The sequence below is a fragment of the Tsukamurella sp. 1534 genome, assembly GCF_000312385.1.
Classification (GTDB): domain Bacteria; phylum Actinomycetota; class Actinomycetes; order Mycobacteriales; family Mycobacteriaceae; genus Tsukamurella.
Genome location: NZ_HE997627.1, coordinates 668,610 through 691,024, shown reverse-complemented (window position 1 = coordinate 691,024; position 22,415 = coordinate 668,610). Strand labels below are relative to the sequence as shown.

At 70.8% G+C, this 22,415-nt stretch carries 16 protein-coding genes; 13 read left to right on the top strand and 3 right to left on the bottom strand.

Going from position 1 to position 22,415, the window contains the following annotated elements; all coding sequences use genetic code 11:
• The first annotated feature begins 89 nt into the window (after positions 1 to 89).
• From BN39_RS15675 to BN39_RS15665, 3 genes are all read left to right on the top strand, one after another.
• Entirely contained in the window at positions 90 to 2,345 is a 2,256-nt protein-coding gene (locus BN39_RS15675) for a polyribonucleotide nucleotidyltransferase (RefSeq protein ID WP_019203380.1), read from the top strand.
• 3 nt (positions 2,346 to 2,348) lie between these two features.
• A complete protein-coding gene (locus BN39_RS15670; protein WP_081586123.1) occupies positions 2,349 to 3,680 on the top strand; it encodes a pitrilysin family protein in 1,332 nt (443 codons plus the stop codon).
• 112 nt (positions 3,681 to 3,792) lie between these two features.
• The gene (locus tag BN39_RS15665) at positions 3,793 to 4,254 is read left to right on the top strand and encodes a hypothetical protein (RefSeq protein WP_019203378.1); all 462 of its coding nucleotides are present in this window, start codon (positions 3,793 to 3,795) and stop codon (positions 4,252 to 4,254) included.
• Positions 4,255 to 4,311: 57 nt separating this feature from the next.
• On the opposite strand, the gene BN39_RS15660 is transcribed toward BN39_RS15665, so the two are convergent.
• Complete coding sequence (locus BN39_RS15660; protein WP_019203377.1) at positions 4,312 to 5,316, bottom strand: glycerophosphodiester phosphodiesterase; 1,005 nt, start codon at positions 5,314 to 5,316, stop codon at positions 4,312 to 4,314.
• A 93-nt stretch (positions 5,317 to 5,409) separates the two neighbouring features.
• On the bottom strand, positions 5,410 to 6,963 hold the full coding sequence (locus tag BN39_RS15655) for an amino acid permease (protein ID WP_019203376.1): 1,554 nt from the start codon (positions 6,961 to 6,963) through the stop codon (positions 5,410 to 5,412).
• Between the two features lie 140 nt (positions 6,964 to 7,103).
• On the opposite strand from BN39_RS15655, the gene BN39_RS15650 reads away from it, so the two are divergent.
• Positions 7,104 to 8,984, top strand: coding sequence for a putative nucleotidyltransferase substrate binding domain-containing protein (locus BN39_RS15650; protein ID WP_019203375.1), 1,881 nt, complete (start codon positions 7,104 to 7,106; stop codon positions 8,982 to 8,984).
• 15 nt (positions 8,985 to 8,999) lie between these two features.
• On the opposite strand, the gene ald is transcribed toward BN39_RS15650, so the two are convergent.
• Positions 9,000 to 10,115: an alanine dehydrogenase gene (gene ald / locus BN39_RS15645; protein WP_019203374.1), complete on the bottom strand. Its 1,116-nt coding sequence runs from the start codon at positions 10,113 to 10,115 to the stop codon at positions 9,000 to 9,002.
• Between the two features lie 98 nt (positions 10,116 to 10,213).
• Between ald and BN39_RS15640 the strand changes: the two genes are divergently transcribed.
• From BN39_RS15640 to BN39_RS15600, 9 genes are all read left to right on the top strand, one after another.
• A complete protein-coding gene (locus BN39_RS15640; protein WP_051159026.1) occupies positions 10,214 to 10,723 on the top strand; it encodes an Lrp/AsnC family transcriptional regulator in 510 nt (169 codons plus the stop codon).
• 87 nt (positions 10,724 to 10,810) lie between these two features.
• Complete coding sequence (locus BN39_RS15635) at positions 10,811 to 11,899, top strand: 2,3-butanediol dehydrogenase (RefSeq protein ID WP_019203372.1); 1,089 nt, start codon at positions 10,811 to 10,813, stop codon at positions 11,897 to 11,899.
• Between the two features lie 33 nt (positions 11,900 to 11,932).
• A complete protein-coding gene (locus BN39_RS15630; protein WP_019203371.1) occupies positions 11,933 to 12,658 on the top strand; it encodes a pirin family protein in 726 nt (241 codons plus the stop codon).
• Positions 12,659 to 12,818: 160 nt separating this feature from the next.
• Positions 12,819 to 15,530, top strand: a complete 2,712-nt coding sequence (locus tag BN39_RS15625) for a glucosidase (RefSeq protein ID WP_019203370.1) — start codon at positions 12,819 to 12,821, stop codon at positions 15,528 to 15,530.
• 133 nt (positions 15,531 to 15,663) lie between these two features.
• On the top strand, positions 15,664 to 16,953 hold the full coding sequence (locus tag BN39_RS15620; protein ID WP_040768090.1) for a SidA/IucD/PvdA family monooxygenase: 1,290 nt from the start codon (positions 15,664 to 15,666) through the stop codon (positions 16,951 to 16,953).
• Positions 16,950 to 17,780, top strand: a complete 831-nt coding sequence (locus tag BN39_RS15615) for a GNAT family N-acetyltransferase (RefSeq protein ID WP_019203368.1) — start codon at positions 16,950 to 16,952, stop codon at positions 17,778 to 17,780. The genes BN39_RS15620 and BN39_RS15615 overlap by 4 nt, the downstream gene beginning before the upstream one ends.
• Before the next feature lie 20 nt (positions 17,781 to 17,800).
• Complete coding sequence (locus tag BN39_RS15610) at positions 17,801 to 19,903, top strand: MMPL family transporter (protein ID WP_237741703.1); 2,103 nt, start codon at positions 17,801 to 17,803, stop codon at positions 19,901 to 19,903.
• 50 nt (positions 19,904 to 19,953) lie between these two features.
• Positions 19,954 to 21,264, top strand: coding sequence for a 26S protease regulatory subunit (locus BN39_RS15605; RefSeq protein ID WP_019203366.1), 1,311 nt, complete (start codon positions 19,954 to 19,956; stop codon positions 21,262 to 21,264).
• A complete protein-coding gene (locus tag BN39_RS15600; RefSeq protein WP_019203365.1) occupies positions 21,261 to 22,412 on the top strand; it encodes a tetratricopeptide repeat protein in 1,152 nt (383 codons plus the stop codon). The genes BN39_RS15605 and BN39_RS15600 overlap by 4 nt, the downstream gene beginning before the upstream one ends.
• Positions 22,413 to 22,415: the final 3 nt, after the last annotated feature.

Here is a 22,415-nt window from a genome sequence, read left to right as displayed (position 1 = left end):
GCCGCGTCGAACGACGAGGGCCGCGCGCAGCGTGCGCGCCGCCGGGTAGAGGACGGGACCGCGGATGAAGAAAGGTTTCTTCACACTTCATGTCTGAAAACAACCAGGTCGAACTCGACGACGACATCACCGAAGCCGTCGCCGTCATCGACAACGGCTCGTTCGGCAAGCGGACCATCCGGTTCGAGACCGGCCGATTCGCGCAGCAGGCCGCCGGTTCGGTGGCCGCGTACCTCGACGACGAGACGATGCTGCTGTCGGCCACCTCGCACAGCAAGCACCCCAAGGAGCACTTCGACTTCTTCCCCCTCACGGTGGACGTCGAGGAGCGCATGTACGCCGCGGGCCGCATTCCCGGCTCGTTCTTCCGTCGCGAGGGCCGTCCCTCGACCGACGCGATCCTCACCTGCCGCCTGATCGACCGGCCGCTGCGCCCGTCCTTCGTCGACGGCCTGCGCAACGAGATCCAGGTCGTCGTGACCGTCATGTCGCTCGACCCGAACGACCTGTACGACGTGGTGGCCATCAACGCCGCCTCCGCGTCCACCCAGCTCGCGGGCCTGCCCTTCTCGGGTCCCGTCGGCGGCGTCCGCGTCGCCCTCATCGACGGCCAGTGGGTCGCCTTCCCGACCGTCGAGCAGCTCGAGCGCGCCGTGTTCGACATGGTGGTCGCCGGCCGCATCGTCGCGGGCTCGGGCAAGGACGCCGACGTCGCGATCATGATGGTCGAGGCCGAGGCCACCGAGAACGTCATCGAGCTCGTCGCGGGCGGCGCCACCGCGCCGACCGAGGCCGTCGTGGCCGAGGGCCTCGAGGCCGCCAAGCCGTTCATCGCCGCGCTGTGCGAGGCGCAGAAGGAGCTGGCCGCGGGCGCCGCCAAGCCCACCGGCGAGTTCCCGCTGTTCCCGGCCTACCAGGACGACGTGTTCGCGGCCGTCGAGGCCGCCGCCTCGGCCAAGCTGGACGCCGCCCTGTCCATCGCCGGGAAGCAGGAGCGCGACAACGCCACCGACGCCCTCAAGGTGGAGGTGCTCGAGGAGCTGGGCCCGAAGTTCGAGGGCCGCGAGGGCGAGATCGGCGCCGCGTTCCGCTCGCTGACCAAGAAGCTGGTGCGCAAGCGCATCCTCACCGACCACTTCCGCATCGACGGCCGTGGCATCACCGACATCCGCTCGCTGAGCGCCGAGATCGCCGTGATCCCGCGCGCCCACGGCAGCGCCCTGTTCGAGCGCGGCGAGACCCAGATCCTGGGTGTCACCACGCTGGACATGGTCAAGATGGCGCAGCAGATCGACTCGCTGGGACCCGAGACCAGCAAGCGGTACATGCACCACTACAACTTCCCGCCGTACTCGACCGGTGAGACCGGCCGCGTCGGCTCGCCCAAGCGTCGCGAGATCGGCCACGGCGCGCTCGCCGAGCGCGCCCTCGTGCCGGTGCTGCCCTCGGTGGAGGAGTTCCCCTACGCCATCCGCCAGGTGTCGGAGGCGCTGAGCTCCAACGGCTCCACGTCGATGGGCTCCGTCTGCGCGTCGACGATGTCGCTGCTCAACGCCGGCGTGCCGCTCAAGGCCCCCGTCGCGGGCATCGCCATGGGCCTCGTCTCCGACGAGGTCGACGGTCAGGCCCGCTACGTGGCCCTGACCGACATCCTCGGCGCTGAGGACGCGTTCGGCGACATGGACTTCAAGGTCGCCGGCACCAGCGAGTTCGTCACTGCCCTGCAGCTGGACACCAAGCTCGACGGCATCCCGTCGCAGGTGCTGGCCGGCGCGCTGGGCCAGGCGAAGGACGCCCGCACCACGATCCTCGAGGTCATGGCCGAGGCGATCGACGCTCCGGACGAGATGAGCCCGTACGCGCCGCGGATCACCACGATCAAGGTCCCGATGGACAAGATCGGCGAGGTCATCGGCCCGAAGGGCAAGACGATCAACTCGATCACCGAGGAGACCGGCGCCAACATCTCCATCGAGGACGACGGCACCGTCTTCGTCGGTGCCGCCGACGGCCCGTCGGCCCAGGCCGCGATCGACCGGATCAACGCCATCGCGAACCCGCAGCTGCCGAAGGTGGGCGAGCGCTTCCTGGGCACCGTGGTCAAGACCACGGCGTTCGGTGCGTTCGTCTCGCTGGTGCCGGGCCGGGACGGCCTGGTGCACATCAGCAAGCTGGGCAGCGGTAAGCGCGTGAACAAGGTCGAGGACGTGGTCAACGTCGGCAGCAAGCTGCAGGTGGAGATCGCCGACATCGACGAGCGCGGCAAGATCAGCCTGATCCCGGTCGTCGAGGACGCCGAGGCCGCCGCTCCCGCGGAGGCCGTCGCGGCCGCGAGCGAGGAGTAACAACTGAGCGGCCTGAAAGCCAGGGCTGCACGGACGGGGGCATCCGCTTCGGATGCCCCCGTTCGTCGTAGCGTTCTCCCCGGCGGTCTGCGCGTGGTCACCGAGGCGGTACCCGGTTCGCGCTCCGCGGCCGTCGGGTTGTGGGTCGCGGTGGGCTCGCGGGACGAGCACCCCGCCTCCGCGGGCGCCGCGCACTTCCTCGAGCACCTGCTGTTCAAGGCGACGCCCACGCGGACGGCGGCGTCGCTCGCCGCCGAGATGGACGCGGTGGGAGGGGAGATCAACGCCTTCACCACCAAGGAGCACACCTGCTACTACGCCCATGTCCTCGACAGCGACCTCGAACTGGCCGTCGACGTGGTGACTGACGTGGTGCTCGGCGGGAAGTGCGGCGCCTCCGATGTGGAGGTCGAACGCGAGGTGGTGCTCGAGGAGCTCGCCATGCGGGACGACGATCCCGAGGACCTGGTCACCGAGGCCGCGGCCGCCGCGGTGTTCGGCGATCACCCCCTGGCCCGCCCCGTCATCGGCACCGAGGATTCGGTGGCCGGGCTCACCGCGGCGAAGCTGCGCGGATTCCACCGCCGCCGGTACACCCCGGACCGCATGGTGCTCGCGGTGGCGGGCAACGTCGACCACGCCCGAGTGGTGCGGTTGGCGCGCAAGGCCTTCGCGGGCCGGCTCGACGGTGCCGTCGCCTCGGCCCCGGTGCGTACGGGCATCCGGCGCCGGCCGGGCGCGCCGTCCCTCGCCGTCGTCCATCGCGACGGGGAGCAGTCGCACCTCGTGGCGGGGACGCGCGCCTACGGCCGGTTCCACCCGGACAGGTGGGCACTGTCGGTGCTCAACACCGCTATCGGCGGCGGCCTGAGTTCTCGCTTGTTCCAGGAGATCCGGGAACAGCGCGGCCTTGCGTACACCGTGTACTCGGCGGTGGACACCTACGCGGACGCGGGCATGTTCTCGGTGTACGCGGGATGCTCGCCGGAGCGGCTCGGCGAGGTGGCGACCGTGGCCCGCGCGGTGCTCGACGGCGTCCGCGACGAGGGCCTGACGGAGGAGGAGCTGTCCCGCGCGAAGGGCTCGCTGCGCGGCGGCCTCGTCCTCGGCCTCGAGGACGCGCAGTCGCGGATGCACCGGATCGGCCGCAGCGAGGTCAACTACCAGAACCAGCGGACGGTGGCCCGGACGCTGGCGGCGATCGACAGGGTCTCCGCGGGGGACGTGAATCGCGTGGCTCGCGACCTGCTGTCGCAGCCGTTCGGCGGTGCCGTGCTGGGGCCGCACCGCGGTAAGCGGGGGATTCCGGCGCCGCTGCGTTCCTGGCTCGGTTAGCGGCGCTCCGCACCGTCCGGGAGGTTATCGGGACGTCCGAGTGGGAAGACCGTCATCGGATTGCTACATTTGCAATGTCAAAACGACACAGTCCTGAGAACAGAGGATTTCCATGACTTCATTCGCACGCCTCGCGGTCGCCTCCCTGGCCGTCGCCGGCACCGTCGTCACGATCGTGCCCGCGGCCGCCAACGCCGCCGGAACCGTCACCTTCCGAGGCACCGTCACCGGCGGTACCTCGATCCGCACCGACGTACCGAACGCGACGGTCACCTGGCAGGGCGACTACGACGACGCGGGCAACCTGCTGGTGCGCACCAACTGCGTGATCGCCCGCCACGAGCTCGGCGTGATCGGCATCCCGCCGTCGCCCCTGCCGAAGGAGCGGTGCGAGTCGATCAAGGGCATCGACCTGTCCGATCGACTGCTGTTCTGGCAGAACGCCTCCACCGGTGCCGCCGGCAGCGCGCGGTCGGAGTACGACGGCACCTTCCAGGTGCGCCCGGGCAAGGGCACGGTCACCGTGCAGATCACGGGCATCGTGGGGACGGCCGTCGCCACCTACGCCGGGTAGCCGGAAACGAAGGGCGGCCGCCGGATCACCCGGCGGCCGCCCTTCCCGTGCGCCCACCTACTTGCGGAAGGCCTTCGGGAGCGGCTTGCCCTCCGCCGCCAGCACCTGGCGCAGGCGGGTGGGGTAGTCGGTGATGACGCCGTCCACGCCGAGCGCCAGCTGCGCGCGCATGTCCGGTGCGTCGTTGACGGTCCAGGGGATCACCTTCAGCCCGGCGGCGTGAGCCGCGGCGACGGTCTTCGCGTCCGAGAGCTCGTGATCGGGGGAGAGGACGTCGAAGCCGGCGGCCTTCACGGCGCGCACCACGTCGCCGTCGAACCGCTCGTACGTGACCGGACCGAGCCACGCGGACTTCGGCTTCCACGTCGTCGCGTCGTAGAGGGCCACGAGCGGCACCGACGGCGCCTGCGCCCGGACGAGGGGCAGCGAGCGCCAGTCGAAGCTCTGGATCGTGATCCGATCGAGCACCCGGGCGGCGCGGGCCGCGCCCAGGATCTTCGCGACGAACTCGGCGGGCTCGGCGGACTTCGTGCGCTCCTCGGCCTCGATCTTGGTCTCGATGTTGAACCTGAGGTCGTTGCCCTTGTAGCCGGCGACGAGGTCGAACAGCTGCGGCAAGGTGGCGATCCTGTTGCCCTCCACCACCTTCGCGTCGGGGAACTTCGCCAGCTTCTTCGCGCAGGTGAGGGTGCGCACCTGGGCGTAGGTGAGGTCGTGGACGTTCTTGCCCACGTAGGGGAACTGCCGGTCGCCGGGGGTGGCCGGCGCGCCGTCGGTGCACTTGTCGGCCTGGATCTGCGGATCGTGCCACACCAACGGCACGCCGTCCTTGGTGAGCACGATGTCGAGCTCGAGCGTGGTGACGCCCAGCTCGATGGAGCGGGCGAAGCCGTAGAGCGACTCCTCGGTGTGCTCGCCCCGGCCGCCGCGGTGCGACTGCAGGTCGAAGGAGGCCGACGGTGCCGCCTGGACCGGGGCCGCCAGGGCGGCCCCACCGAGCACGACGGTCGCGGCGGCCGCCAGGGCGGACAGGCGGCGGAGGATGCGGGGGCTGTGCGTCATGGCGGCACCCTAGAGGGTGTTCGTGAACCGCGGGTGAATCGCACGGAATCGGCGGCGGGTGCCGGGCGCCCGCCGCCGATTCCGTCCGGAGACCTACTTGTGGTCGATCTTCTTCGGGGCGTCCTTGAGCGACCAGCTCGGCGCGAGATCGCCGCCGGTGTGCTCCACGACCCTCGGCTTCACGACGATCCACCCGAGGGCGAACACGACGATGAAGACGGGGAGGCCGATCACGATCACGATGAAGTTCGTCTTGTCCCAGAACATGTCCGAGCTCTTCCAACCCGAGTACGCCATGCCGACGAGCACGAGTGCGAGGAACACCAGGCCGAAGTAGCTCATGAACGGGGCGAGCGGGGCGCGGAACGAACTCACGGGAACGACCCCGGCGTCGGACAACTTCCGGTACCGGATGTGGCAGATGAAGATCAGCGACCAGACGCCCACCACCGCGATCGCGGAGGCCTCCAGTGCGATGTCGAACGCCTTACCGGGGACCAGGGCGTTGAGGACGGCGCCGGCGACGTAGAACAGCGAAGTGACCAGGATGCCCGTGGCGGGGACGCCCGACTTGCTCATCTTCATGAACATCTTCGGAGCCTCGCGGCTCGCGGCGAGGCTGCGCAGCATGCGGCCCGTGGTGTAGAGGCCCGCGTTGAGCGAGCTCATGGCCGCCACGATGAGCACCGCGTTGATGAGGTCGGCCATCCAGCCGATACCGAGTCGCTCGAACACCGTCACGAACGGGGACGAGTAGTTGCCGAACTTATCGGTGACGCCGTACTGGCTGGTGGGCAGGATGCACACGAGCAGGAAGATCGAACCGCAGTAGAAGACGGCGATACGCAGGATGACCGAGTTCACGGCCTTGGGTACCTCACGCTGCGGGTTCTGCATCTCACCCGCGGCGATGCCGACCATCTCGATGGCGGCGTAGGCGAACACGACGCCCGACATCACCACGATGGGGGCGAACCAGCCGAACGTTTCGCTGTGCGGCCAGAAGCCACCGGGGTTGCTCCACAGGTTCGAGAGTCCCGCCTGGTGTTCCGGTTGCGCGGGGAGCTCGAGCGCGGGGTCGGCGTCCTTCCCCTTGATGGTGACCTGCCCGATGACCAGGACGAGCCCGACCACGAGGAAGAGGACGATCGCCCCGACCTTGAGGATGGAGGCCCAGAACTCGAACTCACCGAACGCGCGGGCCGACAACAGATTGATCACCAGGACGATCGCCAGCGCGACGCTCACCGTGACCCAGTTCGGCGCATCGATCCACTTCTTGGTGTACTTGGCCACCGCGGACAGCTCCGCGACGCCGGTGAGGGCCCAGAAGATCCAGTACAGCCAGCCCGCCGCGTAGGCGGCGGACTCGCCGAAGAACTCGCGGGCGTACGAGACGAAGGCGCCCGAGCTCTGGCGGTACAGGACCAGCTCGCCCAGGGCGCGCATGAGGAAGAAGGCGATCACGCCCACGAAGGCGTAGCTGAACAGTAGTGCCGGTCCGGTGCTGTTGAGGCGGGTGGCGGATCCGAGGAACAGGCCGGTGCCGATGGCGCCACCGATGGCGATCATCTGCACGTGTCGGCGACCGAGGGTCTGCTTGTAGCCCTCCTGCTCGGCCGCGAACTTGTCGACGGGTTTCGTCATGAAACGGTCTCTCTCCTAGTGGAACGGGCGCATTGTGGTTGAGCGCTGGATGGGAATGTAGACCTCGCAACGGTTCCGCGGATGTATTACCGCGAGATGACTTGGGTATGTCCATCGCTGCGAGCGTGTAAACATGGGGCATGACCGACTTCTCCGACCTCGGGGAGCTGTTCGCCTTCGTCTCGGGACACGCGCCCTTCGACGGGCTTCCCGACGACGTCCGCGCACGTCTGGTGGCGGATTCCACCGTGTGCGAATTCACCGAGGACGCCGTGATCATGGACGGTATGTCCGCATCCCCCGATCATGCGTTCGTCGTTCTGTCAGGGCGGGTGGGCCTGTGGAACTTCCCGAACCTGGCGGCGGGTGATCAGGGCGACGTCGACGAGGTCGTCGGACCGGGCGGGGTGTTCGGGTACGTGGTGATCCTGGTGGGGGCCAAGGGCGGACCGCGCGCGGTGGCCCTGACCGACGTCACCCTGCTGCAGCTCCCCGCGTGGGCGGTGGGCGACATGTTCTCCACCCCCGCGGGGGTCACGTTCCTGGCCAGCGAGCTCGCCAAGCCGGCCACCGCACCGTCGGAGGAGGAGAGCCGGGAGCGGACGGCCGGGGAGATCGTGCGACGGGCCCCGGTCACCTGCCCGCCCACCGCGACCGTCCGGGAGGCCGCGACGGCCATGACGGACGCGAAATCCGGCTACATCGTGGTCCAGAACGACGCGGGCGAGCCCCTCGGCATCGTGACCGACCACGACCTGCGTGCGCGGGTGATCTCCGTGGGGCGCCCCGTGTCCGACGCGGTGAGCGCGGTGATGACGGCGCCGCTCGCCGCCGTCCCCGAGTCCGCGCTCTCCAGTGACGTGCTCATCGAGATGCTGGACCGGAAGCTGCACTACATGGCGGTCCTCGACGAGCACGCCTCCGTCCGCGGCGTGGTGCAGGACGTGGACTTCCTCACCGTGCCCACCACATCGACGTTCGCGTTGCAGCGGCGCATCGAACGCGCTACGCCGCAGGAGCTTCCGGAGATCGGCGGCACGATCCGGGAGATCTTCCCCGTTCTCACCCGCCAGCAGGCGCCGGTGCGGCACGTGTCCGGCGTCGCCGCCGTGGCCATCGAGGGCATGGTGCGCCGGTGCATCGAGCTGGAGCTGCCGGTGCATCCGGAGCTGCGCGAGGGCGATTTCACGTGGCTGTCGCTCGGCAGCGTCTCGCGCCGCGAGGTGGTGCCCAGCTCGGACGTGGACAGCGCGATCATCCTCAAGGACGAGCCCGGAGCATCGGAGGAGCGGATCGAGGAGCGCAGGGACGCGGCGCTGGCGCTGGCGGCGGCCGTCCACACGCGCCTCGAGGAGTGCGGCATCCCGTCGGACACGAACGGGGCGGTCGCCGCGCTGCCGCGGTTCTGCCGCACAGAATCCGAGTGGCTGTACGCGGCGAGCGAGTGGATCGAGGCGCCGCTGTCGAACAACGCGATGATGATGGCGTCGCTGCTCGTGGACGGCCGGCCGGTGTGGGGCGACCTGACACTGCAGCCGGTGGCGGGGGTCTACCAGCACCTGTCCGAGCACCCCCGATCGTTCGTGCTGATGCTGCGGGAGGCGCTCACGGCGAAGGCGCGTATCCGGTCCATGAAGGACGTCATCTCCTTGCGCGGTGGGACTTTCGACATCAAGGCGCACGCCCTGGTGCCGGTGGTGAACATCGCCCGGTGGGCGGCGCTGAGCCGCGGGTCCACCAAGCTGCAGACCCGAAACCGGTTGGCCGCCGGAGCCGATTCGCCCGTGCTGCCGGATGATTCGGCCGAGGTGCTGCGGGACTGCTTCTCGATCCTGGAGCGGATCAGGATGGATCATCAGGTGGAACAGATGGCCGCCGGCCGGGAGCCCACCGACGTGCTGTCCATCCGCCGGATGCCCTCGCTGGACCGCGGCCTCCTCGAGCAGTGCGTGCGCGAGGTGGCCGCGGTGCAGCGGCGGATGGCCAACCTCGCCCAGTACCTCGACGCCGGCGAGTGGTAGGCCGGGCGGCGCGCGTCAGCCCAGGACGGCCGACGGTGCCTTCGACGGGATATCCAGCGCGGCACCGACGCCCGCGTTGAGCAGCACCCCGTCGTGGGTGGACAGGCCGGTGGCGAGCGCCGGGTTCTCCGCGCACGCGCCCTTCCAGCCCTTGTCGGCGATCTCGAGGATGTAGGGCAGCGTGGCGCCGGTGAGGGCGAAGGTGGACGTGCGGGGCACGGCGCCGGGCATGTTGGCGACGCAGTAGAAGACGGTGTCACCGACGGCGAACGTCGGATCGTCGTGCGTGGTGGGCCGCGAGTCGGCGAAGCAGCCGCCCTGGTCGATGGCGATGTCCACGAGGACGGCGCCCGGGCGCATGCGGTGCACCAGCTCGGTGGACACCAGCTTGGGTGCGGCGGCGCCCGGGATGAGGACCGCGCCGATCACCAGGTCGGACTCGACGACGGCCTCCTCCAGGGCCAGGGACGTGGAGTAGCTCGTGTGCACCCGGCCGCCGAACTGCGCGTTGACGGCGCGCATCTTGCGCACGTCGAGGTCGAAGACGGTGACGTCGGCGCCCATGCCCGCGGCGATCTGCGCGGCGTTGACGCCGGAGACGCCGCCGCCGATCACGGTGACCTTGGCGGGCGCGGTGCCCGGGACGCCGCCCATGAGCACGCCGCGGCCGCCCTTGGAGCGCATGAGGTGGTAGCTGCCGACCTGCGGCGCGAGCCGGCCCGCGACCTCCGACATGGGGGCGAGCAGGGGGAGCGAACCGTCGGAGAGCTGCACTGTCTCGTACGCGATCGAGGTGGTCTTGGAGCTGAGCAGCGCGTCGGTGCAGGGGCGCGAGGCGGCGAGGTGGAGGTAGGTGAAGATCGTCTGGTCGGCACGCATCCGGGCGTACTCGGGCTCGATCGGCTCCTTGACCTTGAGCAGCAGCTCGGCCTCGGACCACACGTCGTCGGCGGTGGCCACGATGCGGGCGCCGGCCGACGTGAAGTCCTCGTTGCTGATCGCCGATCCCAGGCCGGCGCCGTCCTCGATGAGGACCTCGTGGCCGCGGCGGGTCAATTCGGCGACGCCGCCGGGCGTGATCGCCACGCGGTACTCGTTGTTCTTGATCTCGGTGGGGATTCCGACGCGCATCGTGTGCTCCTGGGTCTGCGTATGGCCTGTGTCACATAGTGTGAAGAAAGGGCGGAAACCGTTCAACAAGTCGAGCGAAAATTCTGTAGATTGACGCGATGGAAGCAGAATATTCATTGATCGGGGCATATCGTCCGCCGGTGCCGAACGATCGCCGACCGGTCCTCGACGATGTGGACCGCAAGCTACTGCTGGTGTTGCAACGGGACGGCCGCGTCTCGAACGCCGCGCTCGCGCAGGAGGTGGGGCTCGCCCCGTCCACCGTGCACACCCGGGTGCGGCGCCTCGTGGACACCGGCGTGGTGCGCGGGTTCTTCGCCGACGTGGACCCCGCCGCGGTCGGGCGCCCGCTGCGCGCGATGATCTCGGTGACGCTGCGTTCCACCGCGCGGCACCGGATCCGCCAGTTCGTGGAGTCCGTGATCGACCTGCCGCCCGTGATCGACGCCTACTTCCTGGCCGGCGGGGACGACTACCTGCTGCACATCGCCGCGATCGACACCGACGACCTGCGGCACCTGGTGGAGTACCTCAGCGCGCGAGAGGAGGTGGCCGGCACCAACACGTCGCTGGTGTTCGAGCACGTCCGCGGTTCGGCGCCGCTGTAGCGGCGCTGCAACCCACTGCAACGTTTGCCCCGCCCGGGGCGCGCGCCGACTGTGGTGTGAGTCACAGCACCCGTCGAAGGAGTCTCCATGCGCGCCGCCCGCTACCACGACCGCAACGACGTCCGGATCGAGGACGTGCCCGAGCCCGAGCTGCTGCCGGGCACCGTGCGCATCGACGTCGCGTGGTGCGGCATCTGCGGCACGGATCTGCACGAGTACGTGGACGGGCCGATCTTCGTTCCGCCGCACGGCCATCCGAACCCGGTGAGCGGGGAGGCCGCGCCGCTCACGATCGGTCACGAGATGTCGGGCGTGGTGGCCGCCGTCGGCGACGGCGTCGATGACCTGGCCGCGGGAGACCACGTCGTGGTGGAGCCGTACATCATCGCGGACGGCGTGGACACCGGGCCCGCGAGCACCGATTACCACCTCTCGCCGAACATGAACTTCATCGGTCTCGGCGGCCGCGGCGGAGGGCTGTCCGAGCAGATCGTCGTGCAGCGCCGCTGGGTGCACCGGATCTCGAAGGACGTTCCGCTGGACCAGGCGGCGCTGGTGGAGCCCCTCGCCGTCGGCTACCACGCGGTGCAGCGCTCGGGAGCGGGCGCGGGCGCGTTCGCCCTGATCACGGGCGCCGGCCCGATCGGGCTGCTCACCGCCGCGGTCTGCAAGGCGCGCGGGCTGACGGTGGCGATCAGCGAGCCCAGCACGCTGCGGCGGGACCGGGCGGCGGAGACCGGCGTCGCGGACCACGTGTTCGATCCGACGCAGGTGGACGTGGTGCAGGCCGTCCGCGATCTCACCGGCGGCCGGGGTGCCGACGTGGGATTCGAGTGCACCTCCGTGCAGCCCGCCCTGGACACGCTGTTCGACGCGCTCCGGCCGCAGGCGGTGCTGGTCGTGGTCTCCATCTGGGGCCACCCCGGGTCCGTCGACATGCAGAAGCTGGTGCTCAAGGAGATCGACATGCGCGGCACCATCGCCTACGTCAACAACCACGCGGAGACGATCCGGCTGGTCGAGGACGGCACCGTGGACCTGGCGCCCTTCATCACCGGCAAGATCGGCCTCGACGATCTGGTGACCGTCGGCTACGACACGCTGCTCAACCACAACGAGACGGCCGTGAAGATCCTGGTCTCCCCGTCCGGCGCCGGCCTGCCGGCCGGCGTCTGAGGGACTAGCGCGCAGCGGGCCTACGCTGGGCGGGTGAGTGAGAGCAGGATCATCCGAGCGGCCGACCGGACGCACTGGCGCGGTGAGGGGCTGTACACCCGGCAGTCGATGCCCTTCACCGGCAAGTTCGACCTGGGGGCGAACGCCCACGGTCAGCTGCTGGTGCACAACGACGATCTCGTGGACCCCGGAGCCGGCGTGGACCGGCACTTCCACCGCGACGCCGAGATCATCACCTGGGTGATCACGGGCGAAGTGCGCCACGATGATTCGTCGGGTGCCACCGGCGTGGTGCGGGCCGGCCAGGTGCAGGCGATGAGCGCCGGGACCGGGGTGAACCACCGGGAGCAGAATCCGCGGGCCACCCGGACCGTCGCGCGGGTGATCCAGATGTGGCTGCCGCCGAACGAGCCCGGTGGCGAACCCGAGTACCGCACCGCGGACGTCCCCCTCGACGGGCGCGGGCTGGTGCTGGTCGCTTCGGGGATCGCGGGGCATTCGCCCGCCGTCGGGATCAACAACGACGCCGCCGCCCTGCACGCCGCCCGCCTGGGGGCGGGCGGGGCCGTGACGCTGCCCGCCGCTCCGTACGGTCACCTGTTCGTGGTCACCGGCGCCGTCACCGTCGACGGTGCCGTCCTCACCGAGGGCGACGCCCTGCGCACCGTCGGCGGCGGGGAACAGTCGGTGCGCGCCGAGGAGGACGGCACCGAGATCCTGTTCTGGGAGATGCGCGCCCAGGCGGTGTCCGCGTTGTAGTGCAGCGGGACGGATCGGCGGGCCTCCGCCTCGAGGTGGCAGCCGACGCCTCGCCCGGACCGACCGTTCAGTCGACACCTTGTGAACACCCGTCGGCTTCGCCGGCGGGTTCGGTTCGTTCATCCGGGCGGTGGAGGGGGAGATGTAGGAAGATTCTCGGGTGCAAAACACCGAGACGACAGCCGAGCACCGCCGCCTCGCCGAGAGCCCGGGCCCCGACGGGCCCTGGCGGCTGTGGGGGCCGTACCTCGCCGGCCGCCAGTGGGGGACGGTCCGCGAGGACTACAGCATCGACGGGGACGCGTGGGGCTCGTTCGGTTTCGACCAGGCGCACCGCCGCGCCTACCGGTGGGGCGAGGACGGCCTCGGCGGGATCTGCGACCGCTACGGATTCCTCAACCTCGCGGTGGGCCTGTGGAACCGCAACGACCCGATCCTCAAGGAGCGCCTGTTCGGGCTGACCAACTCCCAGGGCAACCACGGCGAGGACGTCAAGGAGTACTGGTGGCCGGTGGACGGCACCCCCACGCACAGCTGGATGCACTGGATGTACCGGTACCCGCAGGCCGAGTACCCCTACCAGCAACTGCGGGACGCCAACGCGGCCCGCGACCGCAGCCGCCGCGAGTACGAACTGGCCGACACCGGGATCCTCGCCGACAACCGGTTCTTCGACGTCCACGTGCGCTACGCGAAGGCCGCCCCGGACGACATCTGCATGGAGATCGAGGCGGTCAACCACGGCCCGTCCGCGGCACCGCTGGATCTGCTGCCGCAGGTGTGGTTGCGCAACACGTGGGCCTGGGGGCACGACGACCGTCGCGGTGAGATCACCCGGCTCACGGCCCCTGCGCTGTCCGCGGGCGGCCTGGAGGCCGTGCGGGTGACCCACGAGTGGCTGGGGGAGTACCACGTGGCCGCCGAGGGGGCGCCGGAGGTCCTGTTCTGCGACAACGAGACCGACGCCGTGGAGCTGTTCGGCAACGCCGAGAACGCCTCCGCCTACCCCAAGGATGCGATCAACAAGCGGGTCGTGCACGGCGACGAGGCCGCGGTGAACCCGGAGGGGCGGGGCACCAAGGCGGCGTTCTGGTACCGGTTCGGTTCCGTTCCGGCGGGGGAGAGCGTGGTGGTGCGGCTGCGACTGAGCCACCAGGCGCCGTCGCTCGACACCTTCGGGCCGGGCTTCGACGCGGTGTTCGCGGATCGCCGGGCCGAGGCCGACGAGTTCTACGACACCGTGATCCACGCCGAGGTGACGGGCGACGACCGGCACGTGGCGCGGCGCGCGTACGCCGGGATGCTGTGGAACAAGCAGCTCTACCGGTACGGGGTCGAGACCTGGCTCGAGGGGGATTCGGCGGTCGATCCCTCGCCGCCGCAGCGCGCCGACCCGGGGCGGCGCAACACCGGCTGGAAGCACCTCTCGCTCGCCGACGTCATCTCCATGCCCGACGAGTGGGAGTACCCGTGGTTCGCCGCGTGGGACCTGGCCTTCCACTGCATCCCGCTCGCGCACGTGGACCCCGCGTTCGCGAAGGAGCAGCTGGTGCTCATGTGCCGCGAATGGGCGATGCACCCGAACGGTCAACTGCCCGCGTACGAATGGGAGTTCGGCGACGTCAACCCGCCGGTGCACGCGTGGGCGGCCTGGCACGTGTACCGCATCGACGGATACCGCGACCGTGACTTCCTGGTGCGCGTGTTCACGAAGCTCCTCCTCAACTTCTCCTGGTGGGTCAACAGCAAGGGCTCCGACGACGCCGGGGTGTTCGAGGGCGGCTTCCTGGGAATGGACAACATCGGCTTCTTCAACCGGTCCGCGCCGCTGCCGCCCGGCTACCGGTTGGAGCAGTCCGACGCCACCAGTTGGATGGCCTTCTACTGCCAGCAGATGTTCAAGATCGCCCTGGAACTCTCGCGGCACGATCCGGCCTGGCAGGACTGCGCCACCAAGTTCCTCGAGCACTTCCTGCAGATCTCCCGCGCCACCTACAACTTCGGCTCGCACAGCCTGTCGCTGTGGGACGAGGAGGACGGGTTCTTCTATGACGTGCTCGTCCGTCCGGACGGCACCGCGCAGCCCATGCGGGTGCGCTCGATGGTGGGACTGCTGCCCGTGCTGGGCGCCACCGACGTGCCCACCTGGATCGGCGAGAAGTGTCCCGATGTGACGGCCCGCCTGAACTGGCTGCGCCGGCATCGGCCCGAGCTCGTGGAGCCCCTGCTGTCCTCCTCCGAGGACGGCGAGCACCGGATGCTGCTGTCGCTGGTCGACCCCGACCGCCTGCGCCGCGTCTTGGAGCGCATGTTCGATCCCGCGGAGTTCTTGGCCCCGTTCGGGATCCGGTCGCTGTCCAAGGCCGAGCAGCAGGTCACCGAGGATGTGGACGGCAACACCGTCTCCATCGCGTACGAACCCGGCGAGTCGACCACCGGCATGTACGGCGGCAACTCGAACTGGCGTGGGCCGGTGTGGTTCCCGGTGAACGTGCTGCTCGCGGACAAGCTGCGGACCTACGGACGGCACTTCGGCGACGACTTCACGATCGCGATCCCGACCGGCTCCGACAACCTGTGCACCCTCGACGAGGCGGCCGACGTGATCGACGGTGGCCTGGTCGCGCTGTTCCGCCCGGTGTCCCGCCCCGACGGGATCGGGGTGCGGCGGCCCGCGGACGCCGAGCGGATCGAGGGCAGCGACAACCCGCTGTGGGCCGAGCATCCGACCTTCTACGAGTACTTCGACGGCGACACCGGTGAGGGGCTCGGAGCCACCCATCAGACGGGGTGGACCGGGTTGGTGGCACACCTGCACAACCCGCGCCTGCCGCTGGAACCCCCCGTCGTCGCGGAGCCCGGGACCGCCTGATCCGCCGGTCGCCCGCGCGGTACCGCGGTGAAACCCCGGGCAACCGAGGTTATTGAAGACGCTGTACGTGATCTTTCCAGGAGTACGATCGCCACAGCGAAGGTTGTCGGGGCGTCGATGACGAGGATCCGAGATGAAACGTTCCAGAACAGGGGCGGGGGCCGACGGGGGGACCGTCGACGTGCTCGGAGTCGGATTCGGCCCGGCCAACCTGGCCCTGGCGATCGCGCTCGCCGAACAGCCGGAGCGCCGCCGTGACGTCCTCTTCCTCGAGAAGCGGGACCGGTTCGCCTGGCACCCCGGCATGCTGCTGCCGGGGACCTCGATGCAGATCAGCTTCCTCAAGGACCTGGTGACGCAGCGCAACCAGGTCAGCCCCTATTCGTTCGTCGCCTACCTCGGGGCCCGCGGGCGCCTCGTCGACTTCGTCAATCGCGCCACCCTCACGCCCGAGCGCGCCGAGTTCGCCGACTACCTCGGCTGGGTGGCGGAGAACTTCGCCGACGACGTCCGGTACGGCGAGGAGGTCGTCGACATCCGTCGTTCGCCCGACGGTCCGCGGTTCCTCGTGACGCACGCCGGCCCGGACGGCACCGAGCGGGTCACGGGGGCGCGGTCGGTGGTGGTGGCGCGCGGGCTGCGCCCGGTGATGCCGGGATGGGCGGGCGCGCACGCGGATTCCGGACGGGTGTTCCACAACATCGAACTGCTGCCCCGGCTCGCCGCCCTCGAACCCCGGTTGCCTCGGGGCGCCGAGGGCGCGAGGATCCTGGTGCTCGGGGGCGGCCAGTCGGCGGCCGAGGTGGCGCTGCACCTGCACGATCTGGGCGCCGCCGTGGACCTCGCCTTCCACGGATTCGGCCTCGGCGAGGTGGACGAGAGCCCGTTCGTCAACCAGGTCTTCGATCCGCAGGTGGTCGACGAGTTCGACGCCGCACCGCCCGCGGTCCGCGAGGAACTGCTGCGCCGCCACGGGAACACCAACTACGCCGCCGTGGAGCACGCGCTCACCGCGGAGCTGTACGCCCGGTGGTACCGGGAGAGCGTCACCGGGCCCCGTCGCCTGCGCGTGCACCGCACCTCGGAGGTGGTCTCCGCCGAGCGATCGGCCGGGGGAGGCGTGGACGTGACGGTGCGCCGCACCACCACCGGGGAACAGTGGTCCACCGCGTTCGACGCCGTCGTGTGCGCCACCGGATTCGAACCGGGATCGCTGACGGGGCTGGCCGGCGTCGCCCCGGCCGGCAGCGATGTGCGCGTCTCCCGGCAGCACCGCGCCGTGGTCGACGGTCACGAGATCGAGGGCCTGTACCTGCAGGGCGCCGACGTGCCGGGCCACGGCCTGGGCGCCACCCTGCTGTCCAACGTCGCGATCCGCGCCGGCGAGATCGTCAGTGCGCTCGAGAAGGAGGAATCGCCATGACCCGGATCGCGAGTACCGTGCTGTTCCAGGCGACGGAGCGGACCCCTTTCACGGTGTTCGTCGCCGACGACCACCGTGACATCGAGCGGGCGCAGGCGCTGCGGTACGACGCCTTCTCCACCGAACTGGGCGCGCCCCTGCCGGGCGCGGTGTACAGCGAGCGCCTGGACCGGCTCATCGACGTGGACCGGTTCGACGACTACAGCGCGCACCTGCTGGTGCGGCACGACCCCACGGACGAGATCGTGGGGTGCTACCGGATCATCCTTCCCGCACCCTCCGGGGAGCGGGAGGTGTTCACCACCAGCATGTTCCGCCTCAGCCCGGCGTTCGCGGCGTTCGCCGACGACGTCGCGGAATGGGGGCGCGCGACGATCGCCGCCGACTACCGCGGGGGCGTCGTCTCGGTGCTGCTGCGGATCGCCCTGCTGACCTTCTACGAACGATCCGGCTTCCGGTACGCGATGGGCTGCATGTCGGTGCGGATGGAGGACGGGGCGCATCCCAGGGCGGCCCTGATCCGCGCCTCGCTGGGGTTCCTCGCCGACAACGACGCGCTGGCGCGCGGTGACGTGTACGCCACCCCGATCCGGCCGGTCACCGTGGGCGGGGTCCCCCTCGCGCAACTGCCGCGGCCGGCCGGTGCCGACGAGGACCTGGTGCCGCCCACGATCCGCGTCGCCGTCCGCTACGGCGGCGTGGTGTGCGGCATGCCTTCCTACGACCCGGATTTCGAGATGGCCGATTTCCTGGTGCTTTTCGACGACGAACGGATGCGCCGGGCCGGATGCCTCGACGAGGTCCGCTCATTCCTCGCGGCCCTGTGATCGCGGGGCTCACGAGGGCGGTGATCGCCCGCCCCGGAACCGTCCTCGTGCTCTCCGCGACGGTGCTGGTTCTGCTGGGTGTCCTCGGCGCCGGCGTGGGCGGCGCGCTCAAGAGCGGCGGCAGCACCGATCCGGACGCCGAATCCGCCCGCGCGCAGCAGGTTCTCGCAGACGAGTTCCAACGCGGCGGATCGCCCCTGGTGCTGTCCCTCAGCGTCGCCGATCCGGCGCGGCTCGCGGCGGTCGCCGAGTACGCGGGCGCGCTCACCGCCGCGCTCGGCGCGGACGGCGCTGTGCAGCGGGTGGATTCGGCCTGGTCCGACCCCGCGGCGGCGGCGCGGCTCACGTCCGGCGACGGCAGGACGGGCCTCGTCGTCGCCCGGCTGACGGGCGGCACGGGGGAGGCCCCGCACCACGCGGAGGTCCTCGTCGGGGCGCTCCCGCCCCCGCCCGACGGGGTGACGGTGCGGGCCGGCGGCGAGGCGATGACCTACCAGCAGATCAACGAGCAATCGGGGCGGGATCTGGTGCGCGCCGAGCTCATCGCGCTTCCACTCACCTTCCTCGTGCTGGTGTGGGCGTTCGGCGGGCTCGTGGCCGCGGCGGTCCCCGTGGTGATCGGCGGCGCCGCGATCATCGCCACCTCCGGCCTGCTGCGCCTGGTGGCGGAGGCCACCGACGTCTCGGTGTTCGCGCTCAACCTGATCACGGCGATGAGCCTGGCGCTCGCGATCGACTACACGCTGCTCGTGGTCAGCAGGTACCGGGAGGAGGCGGCGCGACGGGGCCGCACGGACGCGCTGGTCGTCGCGATGAACACCGCGGGCCGCACCGTGGTGTTCTCCGCGGTCACGGTCGGCCTGAGCCTGGCGGCAATGGTCCTGTTCCCCATGTACTTCCTGCGGTCCTTCGCCTATGCGGGCATCGCCGTGGTCGCCTTCACGGCGTTCGCGACCCTCGTCGTGACCCCGGCGATCCTCGTGCTGCTCGGGGACCGGATCGACCGGCTGCGGGTGGGCCGTGGGCCGCGGCCCACCGACGAATCCCGCTGGTACGCCATGGTCCGGGCGGTGCAGCGGCGCGCCCTGCCCCTGGCCGTGGCCACCTGCGTGCTGCTGCTGGCCCTCGGGGCGCCGTTCCTCGGCGCGAAGCTGGGCTATCCCGACGACCGGGTGCTCCCCACGGGCTCCTCGTCACACGTCGTCGGCGACCAGGTGCGCACGCAGTTCCGCCCGAACCCGGCCGGAGACGTGCTGATCCTGGTCCCGGACGGCGCACCGTCGGGCATCGAGGAGTACGCGAAGGGACTGTCCGGGGTTCCCGGCACCGGACCGGTCAGCGGTCCCGACGGGACGTGGCTGCGCGGCGAGCGTGTGGCCGGCGGCGACCCGTCGGCCCGGCGCGGCGCCACGGCGCTCCTGACGGTGACCACCGAGCACGATCCGATGTCCGGGGCCGCACGCTCGCAGCTGGACGCGCTGCACGCCGTCCCGCAGCCCTGGCCGGCCGTGTTCGCCGGTGCCGCGCAAGCGGATCGGGACGCCGTCGACTCGATCCTGGGAGCCGTACCGCGGGTGCTCGCGGCCATCGCGCTCACCACGTTCGTGTTGCTCTTCCTCCTCACCGGGAGCCTGCTGCTGCCGGTCAAGGCGCTGGTGCTCAACGTGCTCTCGCTGTCGGCGACCTTCGGCGCGATGGTGTGGATCTTCCAGGAGGGCCACTTGGGCGGCCTGGGGACCACCGTGACCGGACACCTCATCGCGGACATGCCGGTGCTCATGTTCTGCATCGCGTTCGGGCTGTCGATGGACTACGAGGTGTTCCTGCTGTCCCGGATCCGGGAGGAGTGGCGGGGCCTACCCGGCCGGGACCGGGCCGCGAACGACGAGGCCGTGGCCCGCGGCATCGCGGGCACGGCCCGGGTGGTCACCGCCGCCGCGCTGCTCATGGCGGTGGTGTTCGCGGCGATCGGCTTCTCCGAGGTCTCGTTCATGCGGATGCTCGGCGTGGGGCTCGCGCTGGCGGTGCTGCTCGACGCCACGCTGGTGCGCCTGGTGCTGGTTCCGGCGTTCATGAAGGTGGCGGGGACCGCGAACTGGTGGCCGGGCCTCGGCCACCGTTGATCCACGGTGATGAACGGGTGATCAACGATGGTGGCGGATAGACTGCGGAGGTGACCGAGGAATCGCCCCTGATCGCCAGCCTCCGCGCGGCCGTCGCAGCCGCACCGGACGATGTGGCGCTCCGCGTCCACTTCGCGGAACTGCTGTTGGACGCCGGGCGGGCCGACGAGGCGATCGAGCACGCGGCCGCCGCGCTGAGCCGCGCGCCCGGAGATCCGGCGGCGCGGGCACTCATGGCGCGGGCGATGGGCGGCACAGGCGTCCCGGCCCCCGAGCCCCCGCAGGCCCCCGCCGGGCATCGAGCCCCGGGGACGTCGAGCCCGGGGGTGCCCGAGAAGCGCACCGGCGCACACGACTTCGACTGGGCCGCTGCCGAGGAACAGGTGAGCGACGTGGTGCCGCCCCGGTTCTCGGACGTCGGTACCCCCGACGACGTCATCCCCGTCCCGTCGACCCCCGCGGGCGCTCAGGGGATGTGGGAGGTGGAGCGCACCGACGGGCTGCGGCTGGCCGACGTCGGAGGCATGCAGGAGGTCAAGGACCGGCTGGAGGCCGCGTTCCTCGCGCCCATGCGGAACCCGGAACTGCGCCGCCTGTACGGGAAGTCGCTGCGCGGCGGCCTGCTCCTGTACGGTCCGCCCGGGTGCGGCAAGACCTTCCTCGCCCGCGCCGTGGCGGGCGAGCTGGGCGCCGGGTTCCTCTCCGTGACCGTGAGCGACGTGCTCGACCAGTTCCTCGGGAACTCCGAGAAGAACCTGCACGAGATCTTCGCCGCCGCCCGCCGCGAGGCCCCGTGCGTCGTCATGTTCGACGAGTTGGACGCCATCGGCGGCAAGCGCTCCCGCCACCAGTCGACGACCATGCGCACCGTGGTCAACCAGCTGCTGATGGAGCTGGACGGCGTGGAGTCCGCGACGGCGAACGAGGGCGTCTTCGTGCTGGCCGCCACCAACGCGCCCTGGGACGTGGATCTCGCGCTGCGCCGCCCGGGACGGCTCGACCGCATGGTGCTCGTGACCCCGCCGGACGCGCCCGCCCGTGGCGCGATCCTCCAGTACCACCTGCGGGAGCGCCCGATCGAGCGGATCGACCTGAACGCGTTGGTCGCCCGGACCGACGGGTATTCCGGCGCGGACCTGGCGCACGTGTGCGAGAGCGCGTCCGAGATCGCCCTCATGGACTCGGTGCGCAGCGGCACCCCGCGGATGATCACCACCACCGACCTGCTGACCGCCGCGGGCCAGATCCGCCCGTCGTGCGCGGAGTGGTTCGCGGCGGCCGAGAACGTGGCCACCTTCGCCAACGAGTCCGGCGCCTACGACGATCTCGTGCGCTACCTGCGCACCCGGGGACGGCGGTGACCGAGCACGGCGCGGGCGGCGGATCGCTCACGGACGGCGCGGCGGCGGATGACGACGCGGCGAGCGGCGCCGAGTCCGCGCACACCCTGCAGAAGATAGACCTGCTCCTGGAGGCGAAACAGTACGAGTCGGCCGCGGCGCTCGCGGGCGCGTACCTCGCGGCCCACCCCGACGACGTGGGCGCCCTCGTCGCCCTCGGGGACGCGCAGGAGGGGCTCGGCCGCGACGCCGAGGCCGTGGCCTCGTTGCAACGGGCGCTCGCCGTCGAGCCGATGGACTACCGCGCCGCCGCGCGCCTGGCCTACGCGCTCCGTCGGCAGGGCCGCCTGCCCGAGGCGCTGCACACCGCCCGGACGCTCGTTCGCCTGCACCCCGACGTGTGGGGGAGCCATCACATCCTCGCGTCCGTCTACTTGGCGACCAAGAACCGCGCTCTCGCGCACGAGGCCTACGCCGCCGCCCACCGTGCCGTGGCCCTCGAACCGGGGGAGCCCGAGAACCACGTGGTGCTGGGCCTGGCGGCGCGGGCGATCGGAGACCAGGAGACGGCCCGGCGCGCGAACGAGCAGGCGCTGCACCTGGACCCGAACAACTCCGCGGCGCTGAACAACCGCGGCACGGTGATGAAGCGGTTCCGGCGGGGCAACTGGGGCGAGCAGGTGGAGACCTACGCGCGGTCCGCCGCCCAGGACCCGCACGACCCCGTCGCCAGGTACAACCTCGAGGTCACCGCGTTCAACACCTTCGACCGCACGGGGTGGTTCGTGGTTCTGCCGCTGTTCGTCGCGATCGTCGCGTCGGTGATCGCGTCGCGTCCCTCCGGTGGGGCCGTGCCGCCGGCGGTGATCGCGGCCGTCGTGGGCGTGGTGCTCGTCGTGGGCGTCTGGGGTGCGTGGGCCGCGTACACGTACCGCCGGATCCCCGCGGGGCGGCACCGGATGCTCGCCGACGTCGTGCGCCGCAGCGGTCCGGCCCGCACGCTCGCCGGGTCACTGCTTCTGCTGGCCGTGGTGATGGTGGCGGTGATCCCGCTGTCGCTCGTGGCGCCGGGGATCGGGGCGGTGCTGCTGCCGCTGGTGTTCGTGCATCGCCTGGTCGAGATGTCGACGCGGTTCGCGCTCCGGCGCCGGCACCCCGATCGCCGGTGAAAG

What these genes read in the sequence shown, in the direction of transcription:
- ald (WP_019203374.1), bottom strand. Translation starts at nt 10,115, where the DNA reads ATGCGCGTCGGAATCCCCACCGAGATCAAGAACAACGAGTACCGCGTG.
- BN39_RS15665 (WP_019203378.1), top strand. Translation starts at nt 3,793, where the DNA reads ATGACTTCATTCGCACGCCTCGCGGTCGCCTCCCTGGCCGTCGCCGGC.
- BN39_RS15655 (WP_019203376.1), bottom strand. Translation starts at nt 6,963, where the DNA reads ATGACGAAACCCGTCGACAAGTTCGCGGCCGAGCAGGAGGGCTACAAG.
- BN39_RS15660 (WP_019203377.1), bottom strand. Translation starts at nt 5,316, where the DNA reads ATGACGCACAGCCCCCGCATCCTCCGCCGCCTGTCCGCCCTGGCGGCC.
- BN39_RS15635 (WP_019203372.1), top strand. Translation starts at nt 10,811, where the DNA reads ATGCGCGCCGCCCGCTACCACGACCGCAACGACGTCCGGATCGAGGAC.
- BN39_RS15615 (WP_019203368.1), top strand. Translation starts at nt 16,950, where the DNA reads ATGACCCGGATCGCGAGTACCGTGCTGTTCCAGGCGACGGAGCGGACC.
- BN39_RS15640 (WP_051159026.1), top strand. Translation starts at nt 10,214, where the DNA reads ATGGAAGCAGAATATTCATTGATCGGGGCATATCGTCCGCCGGTGCCG.
- BN39_RS15650 (WP_019203375.1), top strand. Translation starts at nt 7,104, where the DNA reads ATGACCGACTTCTCCGACCTCGGGGAGCTGTTCGCCTTCGTCTCGGGA.
- BN39_RS15620 (WP_040768090.1), top strand. Translation starts at nt 15,664, where the DNA reads ATGAAACGTTCCAGAACAGGGGCGGGGGCCGACGGGGGGACCGTCGAC.
- BN39_RS15675 (WP_019203380.1), top strand. Translation starts at nt 90, where the DNA reads ATGTCTGAAAACAACCAGGTCGAACTCGACGACGACATCACCGAAGCC.